This window comes from Flavonifractor sp. An10, assembly GCF_002161215.1.
Taxonomy (GTDB): Bacteria; Bacillota; Clostridia; order Oscillospirales; family Oscillospiraceae; genus Flavonifractor; species Flavonifractor avistercoris.
The window spans coordinates 78,850-92,212 of record NZ_NFMB01000009.1 but is presented as its reverse complement, the minus strand read 5'-3'; the positions used below and the strand labels follow the sequence as shown (position 1 = coordinate 92,212).

Below are 13,363 nucleotides of genomic sequence, written 5' to 3'. Positions count from 1 at the left end.
TCAGCCGCCCCCCACAAAGCCCACGACTTCCAGGGTGTCCCCGTCCGCCAGGACGGTCTCTCTGTAGAGCCTCTTGGGGACGATCTCCCCGTTGCGCTCTACCGCAACCCGCTTGGCGTCAAAGCCCGCATCGGCCAGATAGTCGGCCAGGGTGCGACCGGCCAGCTCCAGCCATTCTCCGTTGATCTTTACCAACTGGTCTCCTCCTTCCGCAATAAAAAAAGCCGCACGAAAGAATTACACCCGTGGTGGTGTACCCCTTCGTGCGGCTTTTACCGGCACTCTTTTCCCTATTATAGCAAAGACTGAAAAGATGTCAACCCTTATCCGTATGCCATCCCAACAGAACTGTGTAGGATTACAATACATGTTGGACAAGTGAAGAAAAAGGATGAAAGATAGAGCCTCATCGGTTAAAGTTGGAATTGCAGACAACAACACAACGCGAGGGGGCCATATCCTTCATGAGCAAGAGTATAACACAAGACATGGCATACCGGCAATCCCTGATGAAGTATGCGGAGAGACACGGCGTCAAGCAGGCCGGCCGGAGGTACAACAAGAGCCGCTCGTATATCTACTTCTGGAGGGCGCGCTGGGATGGAACCGTGGAATCCCTGGCCTGCCACTCCCGGCGGCCCCACAGGCACCTGAACCAGCATACAGAAGCGGAACTCAAGCTGATCCGGGACATGCGCCGCAGGAACTCCTGCCTCGGCATGGTGGAACTGTGGCACCGGCTGCGCCAGCGGGGCTGCACTCGCCGCCTGGAGAGCCTGTTCCGGGTCATGAGAAAGCTGGGCCTGTTCCCGTCGAAGGAGAAGAAACCAGCTTATAAACCCAAGCCCTACCAGCAGATGACCTATCCCGGCCAGCGCATCCAGGTGGATGTGAAGGTGCTTCCCGGGCGTTGTATCACAGCCCCGGAACTCCGCTTATACCAATACACGGCTATTGACGAGTTTACACGCCTGCGCTTCCTGGCCGCCTACCCGGAGCAGTCCACCTGTTCCTCCGCCGATTTTCTGAAAAAGCTGTTCAAGTGGTATGCCCGCCGAGGTATCCGTGTGGAGTGTGTCCAGACTGACAATGGATTTGAGTTCACCAACCGTTTTTCCAACAGCAGGCGCGATCTGACCACCCTGTTTGAGACCACTGCTGCCCAGCTGGGTATCCGCCACAAGCTCATCCGTCCCTACACGCCTCGCCACAACGGCAAAGTGGAGCGCAGCCACCGCGAGGATCAGAAGCGTTTTTCTCCTGCCACAGCTTTTACTCTCTGGATGACTTTGCAATGCAGCTCGCTGTCCAACAGGCGACAAAATACGCCTGTCCTCCAGTCCGGCGTCAGGGGCGCCCGAGCTGTTCAAATTCCGCCCGGCTGCCCCGGAAGATGTTGAGATCAATCCGATCCTGGGCGCCGTCATAGCCCTCCAGCCGGGCCGAGTGGGAGTACTGCCAGAAGTCCCAGCCCGGCACCAGGGGGAAAATGGTGGGGCTGGAACACCAGATGGGATAATCCCCATATCCGCCCCCGGCGATGTAGCGGTAATAGGAGCGGTAGGTCACGTAGAGGATGGGCTTGACGCCGTAGTGCTCCTCCAGCCGCTCCAGCAGGGGATCCAGAATGGCCTTCACATGGGCCTTTTCCGGCGGCTCCTCCAGGTACTTCCCGTAAAACTCGATGTCCACCACCGGGGGCAGAGCCCCCTCGGTCACCGGCACCGTGGCGATATAGTTGTCCGCCTGGGTGTCGCCCGGGCTGTCATAGCTGAGGAAGTGGTAGGCCCCCGCCCGGACGCCGGCCTCCGCAGCCCCGGCCCAGTTGGCGGCGAACTGCCTGTCCTGGAGGATGGAGCCCTCGGTTGCCTTGATGAAGGCAAACTCCACCCCCTGCCCGGCCAGGACGGCCCAGTCCACGTTCCCCTGATAGGAGGACACGTCCACGCCGAAGAGCTCCCACTGCTCCGGATCGGCTTCATGGGACAGGAGAATGAGCCCCCGCCAGCGCAGCAGCCCCAGGGCCGCCAGCGCGGCGGCGGCCAAAAGAAGGAGCGCCAGGAGCAGCCGTCCCAGCGCCCGCAGAATCCGTTTCAATCCGCATCACCAGTAAACATGATTGCCCGCCCTGCCCGGCAGGACGGAAAGAGCCTCCCGGGGCCGCGGGCCCCGCCCCCCGCCTATTGCTCCGGCAGGGCACCCTGCATGGCGTGCTCCTTGATCTTCTGGAAGGTCTCGTCGCTGAGATCGTGCTCAATCTTGCAGGCATCCGCCGCCGCCACCTCCGGCGTGACCCCAAGGCGGATGAAAAACTGGGTCAGCAGCTTGTGCCGTTCGTAAATGCGGGCGGCAATCTCCTCCCCCGCCGGTAGCAGGGAGATGAAGCCCTCCTTGTCCATCTCGATATATCCGCTCTCCCGGAGCTTTTTCATGGCAACACTGACGCTGGGCTTGGAGAAGTGCAGCTCGTTGGCAATGTCGATGGAGCGCACCAGGCCGTTGCGCTCGTGCAGGCTGAGAATGGCCTCCAGATAGTTCTCCGCAGATTCATAGATATTCATAAGTCTATCCTTTCCTGTGCATGGCCTTTTATACAGATTAGCACAAAGCGGCCGGTTTGACAAGCATTTCCGTCCGGGCGCGAAAAGCGGCCCGCTGCCGCGGGCAGCGGGCCGCCGGGCGGGAGGGGCTCAGTCCCCCTTCCCCTCCCGTCTGGACATCTCCTCCACAATGCTCTGGAAGCGGGAGGCGATGTAGCCGTAATTGTTCCGCCGGTGGGGCACCAGGCACTTGCTGCAGTCCTTGACCCCGTTCTCCAGATAGGTGAAGTTTCCGCCGCAGTCCCGCCCCAGCATGTACAGGGGGCAGTAGCAGAACAGGCAGTTGAACTCCTCCCCCTCCTTCACCGGATGGCAGGGGTAGTATTCGCACTCCTTGTTGGTGAAGAAGGCAAAGTGCTTGCCCTCCCAGTATGCCTTTTCCTCGGCCATGTAAGCCTCTCCTTTCGTTACAGCACGCCCTTGCTGACGTTGACCACAAAGTCCTGCACGTTGGTGACGATGGTGCGCACCGACAGGCTGCCCCGGTCGCGGAGCTTGTTTACCGCGAACTCGGATACGTCCACCGAGTAGAAGTACACCGGGCGCACCACGCCGTCCACCACCCGGTAGGAGGGGGTCATGTTGCCGGTGGCCACGGTGTGGAGGGTGGAGGCCATGCAGATGACGGTGGTGGCGTCCTTCACCAGGGCGCGCATGGCGTCCTGGCCCTCGTAGACGTTGCCGTACACCTCGGGCAGGGGGCCGTCGTCCCGGACGGAGCCCACCAGCACATAGGGGATGTGGTGCTTGACGCACTCGTAGATGATGCCGTCGGTCACCTTGCCCTCCTCGATGAAGGCGGCGGTGGAGCCCCGCAGGCGGATGGCGTTGAGGGTGTCAATGTGGTTGTAGTGGCCGTTGGGCACGCTCCGCTGGGTGTAGATGTCCTGGCCCAGGGCGGTGCGGCGGTAGCTGGCCTCCAGATCGTGGGTGGCCAGGGCGTTGCCCGCCAGCAGGCCGTGGACATACCCGCCCCGCACCAGGGCGGCGAAGGCGGCCCGGGCGTCGTGGTCAAAGGCGCAGGCCGGGCCCATGACCCACAGGATGCGGCCATGCTCCTTTTCGTAGCGCAGCAGCTCATAGATGGAGTCGTAATCCATGGAGTAGGCGGTCTCCCGGGAGCGGCCCTGCCGGAAGGCGAAGGTCTCCGCCTCCCCCTTCTCCTCCCCGAAGCCGTCGGGGTAGACATAGATGCCCTCGGAGGCGTCCTCGGTGCGGCCCACCACCACCGGCTCCCCGGCCTTCAGGTTGCGGAACTCCACCACGGCGATCTTCCCGTCCCGCAGGGCGGCCACGCAGTCCATGCGGCTCTCCTCCGCCAGCAGCCAACGGCCGTCCACCTTGAAGTACTCCGGATAGATGGAGGTGGCGTGGTAGTTCTCCGGGGCCACTCCGTCCCTGGGGGCCGGACACAGCACGGCGTCCGGCGCGCTCTGAAAGCGCTCCTCCCGGAAATCTGGCGCATGGTACTGAGGCAGGGTAAAGCTCATAACAGAATCCCCTTTCTTTCGTTTTCTCCTGTCCATTCTATCATGGAAAATCCGCCCTGCCAACCCCGCCGGCAGGTTTTTCCGCCGGCGCGGCATCAGGGCGGATCCTTGACGCGCTCCTTCCGCGGGCTCTCCGGTGCGCCGCAGGCCCTCTCTCCCTCCGGGCCGACCACATACTGCCGCTTCCCCCGGTTCTTGGCCAGGTAGAGCAGCCCGTCCGCCTCCCGGTACAGCGCTTCCGCCGGCCCGGGACGGAGTACCGGCTGGGCGCCGATGCTGCAGGACATGTGGGAATCTCCGATGTGAATGCGCTCGATGCAGTCAATCAGCTGCCGCATCCGATCCTCTATCTCCATCCGGCTCACCGGGACATAGACCAGCAGGGCGAACTCGTCGCCGCCCATCCGGCCGATCAGGCTGTCCTTGCCGAAGAGCAGCTTCATGGCCGTGGCCGTCTCCTTCAGGGCCCGATCCCCCTCCGGATGCCCGTAGAGGTCGTTGATCTCCTTGAACCGATCCAGATCCACCATGAGGAAGTAGCCGGCAGCGCCCTCCGCCCCGTCGAACCGCTTCAGGAGCTTCTCACAGGCCGGGAAAAATGCCTTGCGGGTCAGCACGCCGGTGAGGGCGTCCATCCTGGCCTCCCGGTTGATGTAGGTGGTATAGCGGCGGTTGAAGATCAGGAAAATGATCACCAGCGCCATCATGGCGAGGATGCCGAACAGGAATTGGATCTGCAGGTGCACCAGATCCGCGTATCCGTCCTCCGGGATGGAGATCCCCTTCTGGCTCAGTGCCGAGGACATCCGGTGGACAAAATACAGCGCCACCGCCACAGAGGAGAAAAATGCCAGAAGGATCATGCCCACCAGGGACAGGACATGGTAGCGCTCCGACATCTGGGCGACCTGCGCGCCCTCCACCCGCTGTACAAATTTGCCCCAGGTCTTGGTGCGCATCAGGCTCCAGAGCAGCAGAATCAGTCCGGCCTGCAGCAGATTGGAGAGCGCTCCGTCCCAGGACAGCAGGGTCTGGAAGGAATCTGCAGGGGTGTAGCCCGTCTCCGGGAAAAAGAGCCACATCATGCTATAGACCAGTGCGGAATGGATATGCCGCCCAAAATAGGTGATCACCCCCACCCAGACAGCCGGGTGCCGTGCCCGCCGGGCCGCGGCATAGAGCAGGCCGGTCAGCAGGCCGAACAGGGCCCGGCTGACCACGCTGAGAAAAATGCTGCCCACCGGGTTGCCGCTCATAATGGGGGAAAAGAGCTGATCGAAGGCCATGGTATAGCTGGCGGAGGCCTTCCACATGCTGGCCAGGCCGAAAACCGTCCCCACAGTCAGGGCATCCAGCGGCCCCAGCACCGCACCGGCCAGCAGAACCGGAAGGTAGGCGGTGGTGATGGAGATCGGCTCCATGTGGAAATACCCCAGGAAAGAGAAGGACATCAGCAGCTCCAGTGCCACCAGGGTTCCCAGCAGATACCAGCGGACAGCGTCGCCTTTTCGCTTTTGCAAAACCTCCACGATGCGTTCCTCCCCCCCTCCAGCTTTTTATACATAATATATATTTTAGCATAGGAATCATTCCCTGCCAACCCCCGCGGGCATGATTGCCTGCAGGGGGCAGCCCCGCGCCGGCCGGATAGAACCCAGGGCGCGAACAAAGCCCCTGCCGGCTTTTGGGCTGGCAGGGGCTTTGCTGTCAACAGGCGTCAGATGGCCTAAATATTCTTTTTGATCTGATTGATGGCGCTCTTTTCCAGGCGGGATACCTGGGCCTGGGAGATGCCCACCTCGGCGGACACCTCCATCTGGGTCTTGCCCTCGAAAAAGCGCAGGTTGAGGATGTGCCGCTCCCGCTCCGACAGGCGGTTCATGGCCTCCTTGAGGGCGATGCGCTCCAGCCAGCTCTCGTCGGTGTTTTTGGAGTCCTTCACCTGATCCATGACGCAGATGGTATCGCCCCCGTCGGAGTACACCGGCTCATAGAGGGATACCGGATCCACAATGGCGTCCAGGGCAAACACCACGTCCTCCCGCTTCAGCTCCAGCTCTTTGGCGATCTCCTCGACGCTGGGCTCCCGCTGGTGCTCGGCCAGGAACTTCTCCTTGGCCTGGAGCACCTTGTAGGCCGTGTCCCGCATGGAGCGGGACACCCGCAGGGTGGAATTGTCCCGCAGGTACCGGCGGATTTCCCCGATGATCATGGGCACGCCGTAGGTGGAGAAGCGCACATCCAGGTCGGTGTTGAAGTTGTCGATGGCCTTGATGAGGCCGATGCACCCCACCTGGAACAGATCGTCCAGGTTCTCCCCCCGGTTGGCGAACTTCTGGATCACCGACAGCACCAGGCGCAGGTTGCCGGCGATCAGCTCCTCCCGGGCGGCCATATCCCCCTGCTTGGTGCGGCGGAGCAGCTCCATGGTCTCCTCGTTTTTGAGCACCTTCAGCTTGGACGTGTTGACCCCGCAGATCTCAACCTTTCCCTGCATACCGCTGCCTCCCTGACCGCTGAATCTGTGTTCAGTATGTCCGGGGCGGGGGCTTTCATACGGCGGCCGGGCGGCCTATATTTTTTATCGTGGGACGGTTTTCGATGGATTTTTCCGGCCGCCTTGCGCTTTGGCATGGCCTGTGATATGCTTTTCTCAAAAGACTGCCAGGTCAGATTGGAGAGATGCCCATGTTCACCCCCATTTTGGACAGCGCCGGCCGCCGCCCCCTCTACGAGCAGCTCTACCGCTACATCCGGGACGAGATCGAGGGGGGACGGCTGCGGGCCGGGGAGCGGCTGCCCTCCAAGCGGGCCCTGGCCGCCCACCTGAAAATCAGCGTGGTGACGGTGGAGGGGGCCTACGGCCAGCTGCTGGCGGAGGGCTACCTCCGCTCCGAGCCCAAGCGGGGCTTTTTCGTCCAGGCGGTGCAGGAGGAGCACCGGCCGGCCGCGTCCCCGCTCCCCCCGGCGGAGCCCCTCCAGGTGAAGCCCTCCCTCCCCTATGACTTCTCCACCAGCGGCGTGGACACCGGCCTGTACCCCTTCTCCACCTGGGCCAAGCTCATGCGGGAGGTGCTCTCCGCCCGGGCAGACTCCCTGCTGGCCTCCTCCCATCCACAGGGCGTGCCGGAGCTGCGCCGGGCCATCGCCGAGCACCTGTACCGCTTTCGCGGCATCCGGGCGGCTCCGGAGCAGATCGTGGTGGGGGCGGGCTCGGAGACGCTGCTCGCCTTTCTGGTGCAGCTGCTGGGCCGGGACGGGGGATACGGCGTGGAGGATCCCGGCTACGCCAAGCCCCACCGGATCCTCACCAGCTGCGGCGCCGTGGTGCGCCCCATCCCTCTGGACGGCCAGGGCCTGCGGGTGGATGTGGTGCGGGAGCGGGCGGTGCGGGTGGTGCACGTGACCCCCTCCCACCACTACCCCCTGGGCATCATCATGCCGGTGGCCCGGCGGCAGGCCCTGCTGCGCTGGGCGGCGGAACAGCCCGGGCGCTACATCCTGGAGGACGACTACGACAGCGAGTTCCGCTTCTCCGGCCGGCCCATCCCCGCCCTCCAGAGCCTGGACGGCGGGGAGCGGGTGATCTACCTGAACACCTTCGCCAAGAGCCTGGCCCCCTCCCTGCGCATCAGCTACATGGTGCTCCCCCCGCACCTGCTGGAAAAGTGGCGGCGGGACTTCTGGTTCTACTCCTCCACCGTCCCCTCCTTTGAGCAGTACGCCCTGGCCCGCTTCATGGAGGGCGGGCACTTTGAACGCCACCTGAACCGCAGCCGCACCCGCTATAAGGCCCGGCGGGAGGCCCTGCTGGCCGCCGCCCGGGACACCGGCCTCACCCGGGCGGGCACCTTTGCCGGCGGCGACGCGGGACTCCACCTGCTGCTGTGGATGGAGCCCCGCTGGACGGAGGCGGAGCTGGTGGAGCGGGCGGCCGCCGCCGGCGTGGGGGTCACCCCCCTGTCCGCCTGCGACCTCACCTCCCCGGCCAAGGATCGGCCGCCGGCCCTGATCCTGGGCTACACCCGCATCGCCGCCGGGGACATGGCCCCCGCCCTCCGGAGGCTCAAGGACGCCTGGGGCTTCTGAACAAGGCAGGACGCCGCCCTTGTCGGGGCGGCGTCCTGCCTTGTTTCTTCACTTGTGCTTGGCCAGTTCCTTCCAAACGGCCTGGGCGATCACCGCCTGGCCCTCCGGGGAGCGCAGCACCTCCAGCACCATGGCCTTGAACTGCTCCCTGGCGGCCTTGCCGGCAAACAGGGCGTCCAGCATGGTGGCGCTCTGGGGGGCGGCCGGCTCGGTTCTGACCTTTTTGGGGGCGGGCGCGGGGCGGTAGACCGGCGCGTCCTCCTCCTCTGCGGGCAGGGTGCCGCTCATCCAGTCCTCCTGCCGGGTGCGGTCGTTGCTCTCCCCCCGCAGATAGAACAGGGAGACGCCGAAGTAGCTGGCCATCTTCTCCTGCTGCTCCTTGGCGGGGGTCTGCCGCCCTGTCTCAAACTTCTCAAAGGCGTTCTTGGGAAAGCCAAGCGCCTGGGAGGCGGCCGGCCTGGACAGCCCGGCCTCGGTGCGCAGCGCCTCAATCCGCTGTGCCATGGTCACCATATCCGATTCCCTCTTTCTGAAATGAACTCTGCCCTCTATTATAGCGGGTACGGGGCAAAGCCGCAAGTGTGGGTGGATCTTTCCCCCGTTTTGCCGCATAATGAGAGCAGAAACACACAGGAGGATGGAACCATGACACAGGATTGGATGCTGCGGGAGGCCGTGGACTACTACCGGCGCCAAGGTGCGCCCGGCGACCAGGGGATGCTGGTGGCCCTGCTGCGGGAGGTGCAGGAGGAGCGGGGCGGCGTGCTCCCGCCGGCAGATGTGGCGGACATTGCGGCCGCTTACGGTTTGAAGGAGACCTTTCTGGCCGCGGTCATCAAGCGCTATCCCGGGCTCCGTCCCCAGGAAGCGCCCCACCGGCTGGAGCTATGCGGCGGGCCCCGCTGTTCCAGCCGGGACGCCGCCCGGCTGGCCGCCTTTGTGGAGGCGCGCTATGATGTGCAGCCCGGCGGCATCAGCGCCAGAGGCGGCTTTTCCTACCGCATTTCCGGCTGCATGAAGAACTGCCTCAACGGCCCCAGTCTCAAGTGGGACGGGGAGCTCCACTCCCGGGCCGATGAGGCGCTGCTCCGCACCCTGGTGGAGGGCGGCTGAAGGCCGCCCTCCGCAGCCTGTCGAAAAAGTCTTTTCGACAGGCTGATGAACTTTTTGAAACTTCAAAAAAGTTTCAAAAGTTATTTGATTCAACGCGAAAGGGAACCCTGACGGTTCCCTTTCACACTATCCTTCCCTCCGAATCCTTCGGCCGGAGGGGTTATCGAGAGCCTGTGGAGGGCGGCTGAAAGCCGCCCTCCGCTTGACATTCCCGTTATCCTGTGCTATCATACAGTTAGTCAATACTAATGCAAGATGCGGAAAGGAAGCGTCTCAGATGACCAAGTACACCCTCCAGGTGGACGGCATGGCCTGCAGCATGTGTGAGGCCCATGTGAACGATGCCGTCCGCAAGGCCTTCCCGGTCAAAAAGGTCTCCTCCTCCCACACCAAAAAGCAGACGGTCATCCTCTCCGAGCAGCCCCTGGACGAGGACGCCCTGCGGAGCGCCATCGACAGCACGGGCTATACGGTGGGGAGCATTTCCAGTGAGCCCTGTGAAAAGCGGGGGCTCTTCTCCTTCGGCAGATAGCACATCAAAAAAAAGCCCGTCAAAAAAAGTGGAAAAAACAGTTGACAAATACCGCCCGCTCTGTTAAAATACAATTCGTTCGGTCGGCCAGTCCGGAAGGCACAAGCGAATATGGGGGTATAGCTCAGCTGGGAGAGCGCTTGAATGGCATTCAAGAGGTCAGCGGTTCGATCCCGCTTATCTCCACCAACAAAAAGCCTTGAAACTCTTGTTTCAAGGCTTTTTTGTATACAGGCCGCGGCTCTTCCCGCGCCGCGGCACCGCCAGGAAAGGCAGGCAGATACTATGCGGAAGGACATCCTGTCCCGGGCGCTGGAGCTGACCCGGGAGTGCCTGGAGCGATATTGGCAGGGAGATGCGGAATATGTGCTCTCCTGGTGCGCGGAGGATATTTTGTGGGTGGCCTCGGCTCAGTCCCAATACCTGAAAGGGATTCAGGCCGTGCAGGAGGACTGCCGTGCGGTTATCCCCGCCCTGCAGCGCTGCCACCTGCTGGCTCAGGAATATACCGTGGTTCAGAATACCGGGAACGCCTGCACCATCGCAGGCCGGTACTTCACCACCACCGACGAGAGCGAGGAGTATTTCCTCCAGGTGCAGCAGCGGTGCACCTTTGTGTGGGAGCTGGCCGACGGAAGGCTGTCCATCCGCCACCTGCACATTTCCAACCCGATGGGAGAGCTGAAGGTGGACGAGGGCAGCGCCGTTGTCGGCCAGATGGGCCCCATGGCGTGGAAATACCTGCTCCGGCACCACGACCAGGCATTGAGCCGGCGCATTTTTCTCTCCGATACGCAGGAGGGGATTACCCATATCCTTTCTCCGGGTGAAATTCTCTACGCTGCCGCCGACCGGCACTGGTGTACGGTCAAAACCATTAAGGGCGAGGAGATCAGCGCCCGCATCGGGATCCGTGCTTTTGCCGAAGCGGCAGGAGATGGTTTTTTCTTCCTGCACCGCTGCTATGTGGCCAATATGGCCTATATCATCAGGCTGCGCCCCTATGCAGCCGTCATGCAGAACGGCGACGAGCTGCCCATCCCGGTAAAAAAATACCGCCAGGTGCTGGAGGTGCTGGAACAGATATATCAGTACCCATGTACCGGCGCGGACACCGGCTTCGGCGGCCGCACCTGAAGGAATCCCCCATCCGCTGCAATGCGGATGGGGGATTCCTAATTTATCATTTTTGAGTTTTCATGTCAAATAATTGGTCGTTTGTGCAAAAACCTTGCGCATTTTTTATCCATCGCTATAATGGAACCATGAAGGTATCGGCAGGAGAGCCAGCTCTCCCGCCCTTTGGGGAACTCAGAAATGGGTGCCCGATGGAAATTTCCAACGGTGCTGCCGCAGCCGCCGCGGAGAAAAGGGGTAGCTCCATGCGCTTTGTCATACATATTGGAAGCCATGACGTCCGGGCGGCCCTTGTGCGGCTGCTCGACGCCTGGCGGAGCCTCACATGTTCTTCCATGGAGCTCTTTGACTGGACACCTGACCTGGAGCCAGCCCCCGGCATCCTGTTCTGGGATCTGGATGACGGGCCTCCGCCCGCCGTCCTCCACAGGGATGAGGCGCTCGTTCTCTGCTCCTCCAGCAGCCGGGCGGCCATTTCCAGCTATGCCATCCACCCGGCGGGCTTCCTGCGCAAGCCCATCCGGATGCCGGAGTTTCAGGCGGTTCTTCATCGCTGCGTCGACTTCTGGTGGGACTCTCTGGAGCGGCTGGAGATTGTCAGTGACCGCTGCCGGTTCCGCCTGCCCCTCTACGATGTTGTCTGGGCGGAGAGCGCCCGGCGCGGCTGCCTGATCCACAGCTCCCGGGCGGCCATCCCGGCCCATGAGCCTCTGGCATCCCTGGAAAGCCGGCTGGCAAGGCCCATCTTCCTCCGCTGCCAGCGGGGGTTCCTGGTAAATCTCTGCCATGTCCGCCGCCTGGACACCCTCGGCTTTCACATGTCCGACGGTGCGGTTGTCCCTCTGAGCCGGAACAGCCGGGCCGGGGCGGCGGAGCGCTACCGGCAGCTCTGCCTGCTCCGGCACGGGGAGACGGGGGAAATCAGAAATGCGTGAACTGTGGGTCGCCGTGTGTGATGATCTGGAGGAGGAACGGCTTTCCCTTGCCCGGATGATCCGCAGCTGGGCGCGGTCACGGGGGCTGTCCGTGCAGATCCGGTCGTTTTCCAGCGGGGAGGAGCTGCTGAACGCCTGCCGTCAGCCGGAGCTCTACCAATTTGTTTTTCTCGATATCTTTATGCCCGGCCTGTCCGGGATTGAGACGGCCCGGCGGCTCCGGGCCTCGGGATGCAATATGTCCATTATCTATGCCACCACCAGCGTGGATCACGGCATGGAAAGCTTTGAGACACGGGCCGCCGACTACCTGGTAAAGCCCTTTCGGGAGGAGGATGTGGCACGCGCCCTGGACTGGTGCCTGGAGCATCTGCCCGAGCGCCTGCGAACCCTCCCCATTTACGCGGAAGGGGAATGGCTCGAGCTTCCGCTGTCCTCCATCCGGTATATCGAGGTGCTCGACCACCACTGCCAGATCCATACCCTGCGCCAGACCGTGGTCGCCAGGCGCGGGCTGGACGATCTGGAGGCCGCCATCAGCAGCGGGGATTTCCTCCGCTGTCATCGGAGCTTCCTGGTAAACATGAACCATATCCAGGGTATGGAGGACAGCGATTTCCGCATGTCTGACGGGGCCTTGGTGCCCATCAGCGCCGCAAACCGCGTCAGCCTCCGCAGCGCCTTCATCGACTGGACTTATCGAAAGGCGTGGGAACAGCCATGATGGAGATCCTTGCCTTTCTGCTTTTGCCCGCGGCCGCGGCAGTCTGCTGGCTGGGGAGCCGCCTGCACCGCCTGAGGAAGGAGCTGCGGCGTGAGCGGCAGGAAAACCTCCGCCTGCGGAAAATGCTGACCGTCGGCTCCCGGGAGGCCACCGCCGAGCTGGAATATATGCGGCGGCTGCGGCACGATCTGCGTCACTATCTCCAGATCGCAGGCTCTTCAGCGCCGTCCTCCGAGCTGCAGGCCGCACTGGAGCGGCCCATGGCCGCCGGCGGCGGAAGCTGGGTCGTCTCCACGCTGGTCAGCTACTATCGAAGCCGGGCGGAGTCTCTGGGGTTCCCGGCGGATCTCCAGCTGGAGGCCGGTGTGCTCTGCGAGGAGCTCCTGCCCGACGTCTGCCTGGTGCTGAGCAACCTGCTGGAAAATGCGGTGGAGGCCCTCCAGCGGGAGGGAGGCGGCTGGCTGCGCGCCCGCTGCCGCTCTGCCCAGGGATATCTCTCCCTGGTGGTGGGCAACTCCTCCTCCGCGCCCCTGAAAAGCGTCAATGGGCGCTACCTCTCCAGCAAGGCGGAGGGCCGCTTCGGCATCGGCCTCGCCACCGTCCAGGACATCGCCCGCAAATATGGCGGCACGGCGGAGTTCACCGCCGACGGACATCAGTTCCTGGCGTCGGTGTTTCTCCCCTTCCCCACCCCGGCGGAGGTTTCGGAGGCCGCCGCGCCGCCTCAATCGCCACCCCAATAG

At 63.1% G+C, this 13,363-nt stretch carries 16 protein-coding genes and 1 tRNA gene; 9 read left to right on the top strand and 8 right to left on the bottom strand.

Annotation, left to right across the window (positions count from 1 at the left end; translation table 11 throughout):
* Complete coding sequence (gene thiS / locus B5E42_RS15615) at nt 1-195, bottom strand: sulfur carrier protein ThiS (RefSeq protein ID WP_087241325.1); 195 nt, start codon at nt 193-195, stop codon at nt 1-3.
* 293 nt (nt 196-488) lie between these two features.
* On the opposite strand from thiS, the gene B5E42_RS19000 reads away from it, so the two are divergent.
* Nucleotides 489-1,400, top strand: coding sequence for a DDE-type integrase/transposase/recombinase (locus B5E42_RS19000; RefSeq protein WP_162614010.1), 912 nt, complete (start codon nt 489-491; stop codon nt 1,398-1,400).
* On the opposite strand, the gene B5E42_RS15605 is transcribed toward B5E42_RS19000, so the two are convergent.
* The 6 genes from B5E42_RS15605 to sigG all read right to left on the bottom strand — a co-directional run bounded on the left by B5E42_RS15605 (nt 1,348) and on the right by sigG (nt 6,587).
* On the bottom strand, nt 1,348-2,097 hold the full coding sequence (locus B5E42_RS15605; protein WP_087241324.1) for a GH25 family lysozyme: 750 nt from the start codon (nt 2,095-2,097) through the stop codon (nt 1,348-1,350). The genes B5E42_RS19000 and B5E42_RS15605 overlap by 53 nt on opposite strands.
* An 83-nt stretch (nt 2,098-2,180) precedes the next feature.
* Entirely contained in the window at nt 2,181-2,561 is a 381-nt protein-coding gene (locus B5E42_RS15600; RefSeq protein ID WP_087241322.1) for a metal-dependent transcriptional regulator, read from the bottom strand.
* Nucleotides 2,562-2,690: 129 nt separating this feature from the next.
* Nucleotides 2,691-2,990, bottom strand: a complete 300-nt coding sequence (locus B5E42_RS15595; RefSeq protein ID WP_087241320.1) for a cysteine-rich small domain-containing protein — start codon at nt 2,988-2,990, stop codon at nt 2,691-2,693.
* 17 nt (nt 2,991-3,007) lie between these two features.
* The gene (locus B5E42_RS15590) at nt 3,008-4,090 is read right to left on the bottom strand and encodes a hypothetical protein (RefSeq protein WP_087241318.1); all 1,083 of its coding nucleotides are present in this window, start codon (nt 4,088-4,090) and stop codon (nt 3,008-3,010) included.
* Nucleotides 4,091-4,185: 95 nt separating this feature from the next.
* Complete coding sequence (locus B5E42_RS15585; RefSeq protein ID WP_087241316.1) at nt 4,186-5,619, bottom strand: ECF transporter S component; 1,434 nt, start codon at nt 5,617-5,619, stop codon at nt 4,186-4,188.
* A gap of 197 nt (nt 5,620-5,816) precedes the next feature.
* Nucleotides 5,817-6,587, bottom strand: a complete 771-nt coding sequence (gene sigG / locus B5E42_RS15580) for an RNA polymerase sporulation sigma factor SigG (protein ID WP_087241314.1) — start codon at nt 6,585-6,587, stop codon at nt 5,817-5,819.
* A 191-nt stretch (nt 6,588-6,778) separates the two neighbouring features.
* On the opposite strand from sigG, the gene B5E42_RS15575 reads away from it, so the two are divergent.
* Nucleotides 6,779-8,179 carry a PLP-dependent aminotransferase family protein gene (locus B5E42_RS15575; protein ID WP_162614009.1) on the top strand — a complete coding sequence of 467 codons (1,401 nt, stop codon included), beginning with the start codon at nt 6,779-6,781 and terminating at the stop codon, nt 8,177-8,179.
* Between the two features lie 48 nt (nt 8,180-8,227).
* Here B5E42_RS15575 and B5E42_RS15570 read toward each other — a convergent pair whose 3' ends face one another.
* Nucleotides 8,228-8,692, bottom strand: coding sequence for a helix-turn-helix transcriptional regulator (locus B5E42_RS15570; RefSeq protein WP_087241310.1), 465 nt, complete (start codon nt 8,690-8,692; stop codon nt 8,228-8,230).
* 132 nt (nt 8,693-8,824) lie between these two features.
* Here B5E42_RS15570 and B5E42_RS15565 point away from each other — a divergent pair, with 132 nt between their 5' ends.
* The 7 genes from B5E42_RS15565 to B5E42_RS15535 all read left to right on the top strand — a co-directional run bounded on the left by B5E42_RS15565 (nt 8,825) and on the right by B5E42_RS15535 (nt 13,363).
* Entirely contained in the window at nt 8,825-9,292 is a 468-nt protein-coding gene (locus tag B5E42_RS15565; RefSeq protein WP_087241308.1) for an NAD(P)H-dependent oxidoreductase subunit E, read from the top strand.
* A gap of 277 nt (nt 9,293-9,569) precedes the next feature.
* Complete coding sequence (locus tag B5E42_RS15560; RefSeq protein ID WP_087241306.1) at nt 9,570-9,824, top strand: heavy-metal-associated domain-containing protein; 255 nt, start codon at nt 9,570-9,572, stop codon at nt 9,822-9,824.
* Nucleotides 9,825-9,937: 113 nt separating this feature from the next.
* Nucleotides 9,938-10,013 (top strand) — tRNA-Ala (locus B5E42_RS15555).
* A 96-nt stretch (nt 10,014-10,109) separates the two neighbouring features.
* Nucleotides 10,110-10,961: a LytTR family DNA-binding domain-containing protein gene (locus B5E42_RS19245; RefSeq protein WP_087241304.1), complete on the top strand. Its 852-nt coding sequence runs from the start codon at nt 10,110-10,112 to the stop codon at nt 10,959-10,961.
* A gap of 245 nt (nt 10,962-11,206) precedes the next feature.
* Nucleotides 11,207-11,896, top strand: a complete 690-nt coding sequence (locus tag B5E42_RS15545; protein ID WP_162614008.1) for a LytTR family DNA-binding domain-containing protein — start codon at nt 11,207-11,209, stop codon at nt 11,894-11,896.
* Nucleotides 11,889-12,620 (top strand): LytTR family DNA-binding domain-containing protein, encoded by a 732-nt coding sequence (locus tag B5E42_RS15540; RefSeq protein ID WP_087241300.1) that lies wholly within the window; start codon nt 11,889-11,891, stop codon nt 12,618-12,620. The genes B5E42_RS15545 and B5E42_RS15540 overlap by 8 nt, the downstream gene beginning before the upstream one ends.
* The gene (locus B5E42_RS15535; protein WP_087241298.1) at nt 12,617-13,363 is read left to right on the top strand and encodes a GHKL domain-containing protein; all 747 of its coding nucleotides are present in this window, start codon (nt 12,617-12,619) and stop codon (nt 13,361-13,363) included. Before B5E42_RS15540 ends, B5E42_RS15535 begins: the two co-directional genes overlap by 4 nt.

Coding starts and splice junctions, on each gene's coding strand:
- B5E42_RS15575 (WP_162614009.1), top strand. CDS start 6,779: ATGTTCACCCCCATTTTGGACAGCGCCGGCCGCCGCCCCCTCTACGAG.
- B5E42_RS15565 (WP_087241308.1), top strand. CDS start 8,825: ATGACACAGGATTGGATGCTGCGGGAGGCCGTGGACTACTACCGGCGC.
- B5E42_RS15560 (WP_087241306.1), top strand. CDS start 9,570: ATGACCAAGTACACCCTCCAGGTGGACGGCATGGCCTGCAGCATGTGT.
- B5E42_RS15590 (WP_087241318.1), bottom strand. CDS start 4,090: ATGAGCTTTACCCTGCCTCAGTACCATGCGCCAGATTTCCGGGAGGAG.
- B5E42_RS15570 (WP_087241310.1), bottom strand. CDS start 8,692: ATGGTGACCATGGCACAGCGGATTGAGGCGCTGCGCACCGAGGCCGGG.
- B5E42_RS19245 (WP_087241304.1), top strand. CDS start 10,110: ATGCGGAAGGACATCCTGTCCCGGGCGCTGGAGCTGACCCGGGAGTGC.
- B5E42_RS15595 (WP_087241320.1), bottom strand. CDS start 2,990: ATGGCCGAGGAAAAGGCATACTGGGAGGGCAAGCACTTTGCCTTCTTC.
- sigG (WP_087241314.1), bottom strand. CDS start 6,587: ATGCAGGGAAAGGTTGAGATCTGCGGGGTCAACACGTCCAAGCTGAAG.
- B5E42_RS15600 (WP_087241322.1), bottom strand. CDS start 2,561: ATGAATATCTATGAATCTGCGGAGAACTATCTGGAGGCCATTCTCAGC.
- B5E42_RS19000 (WP_162614010.1), top strand. CDS start 489: ATGGCATACCGGCAATCCCTGATGAAGTATGCGGAGAGACACGGCGTC.
- B5E42_RS15540 (WP_087241300.1), top strand. CDS start 11,889: ATGCGTGAACTGTGGGTCGCCGTGTGTGATGATCTGGAGGAGGAACGG.
- B5E42_RS15535 (WP_087241298.1), top strand. CDS start 12,617: ATGATGGAGATCCTTGCCTTTCTGCTTTTGCCCGCGGCCGCGGCAGTC.
- B5E42_RS15545 (WP_162614008.1), top strand. CDS start 11,207: ATGCGCTTTGTCATACATATTGGAAGCCATGACGTCCGGGCGGCCCTT.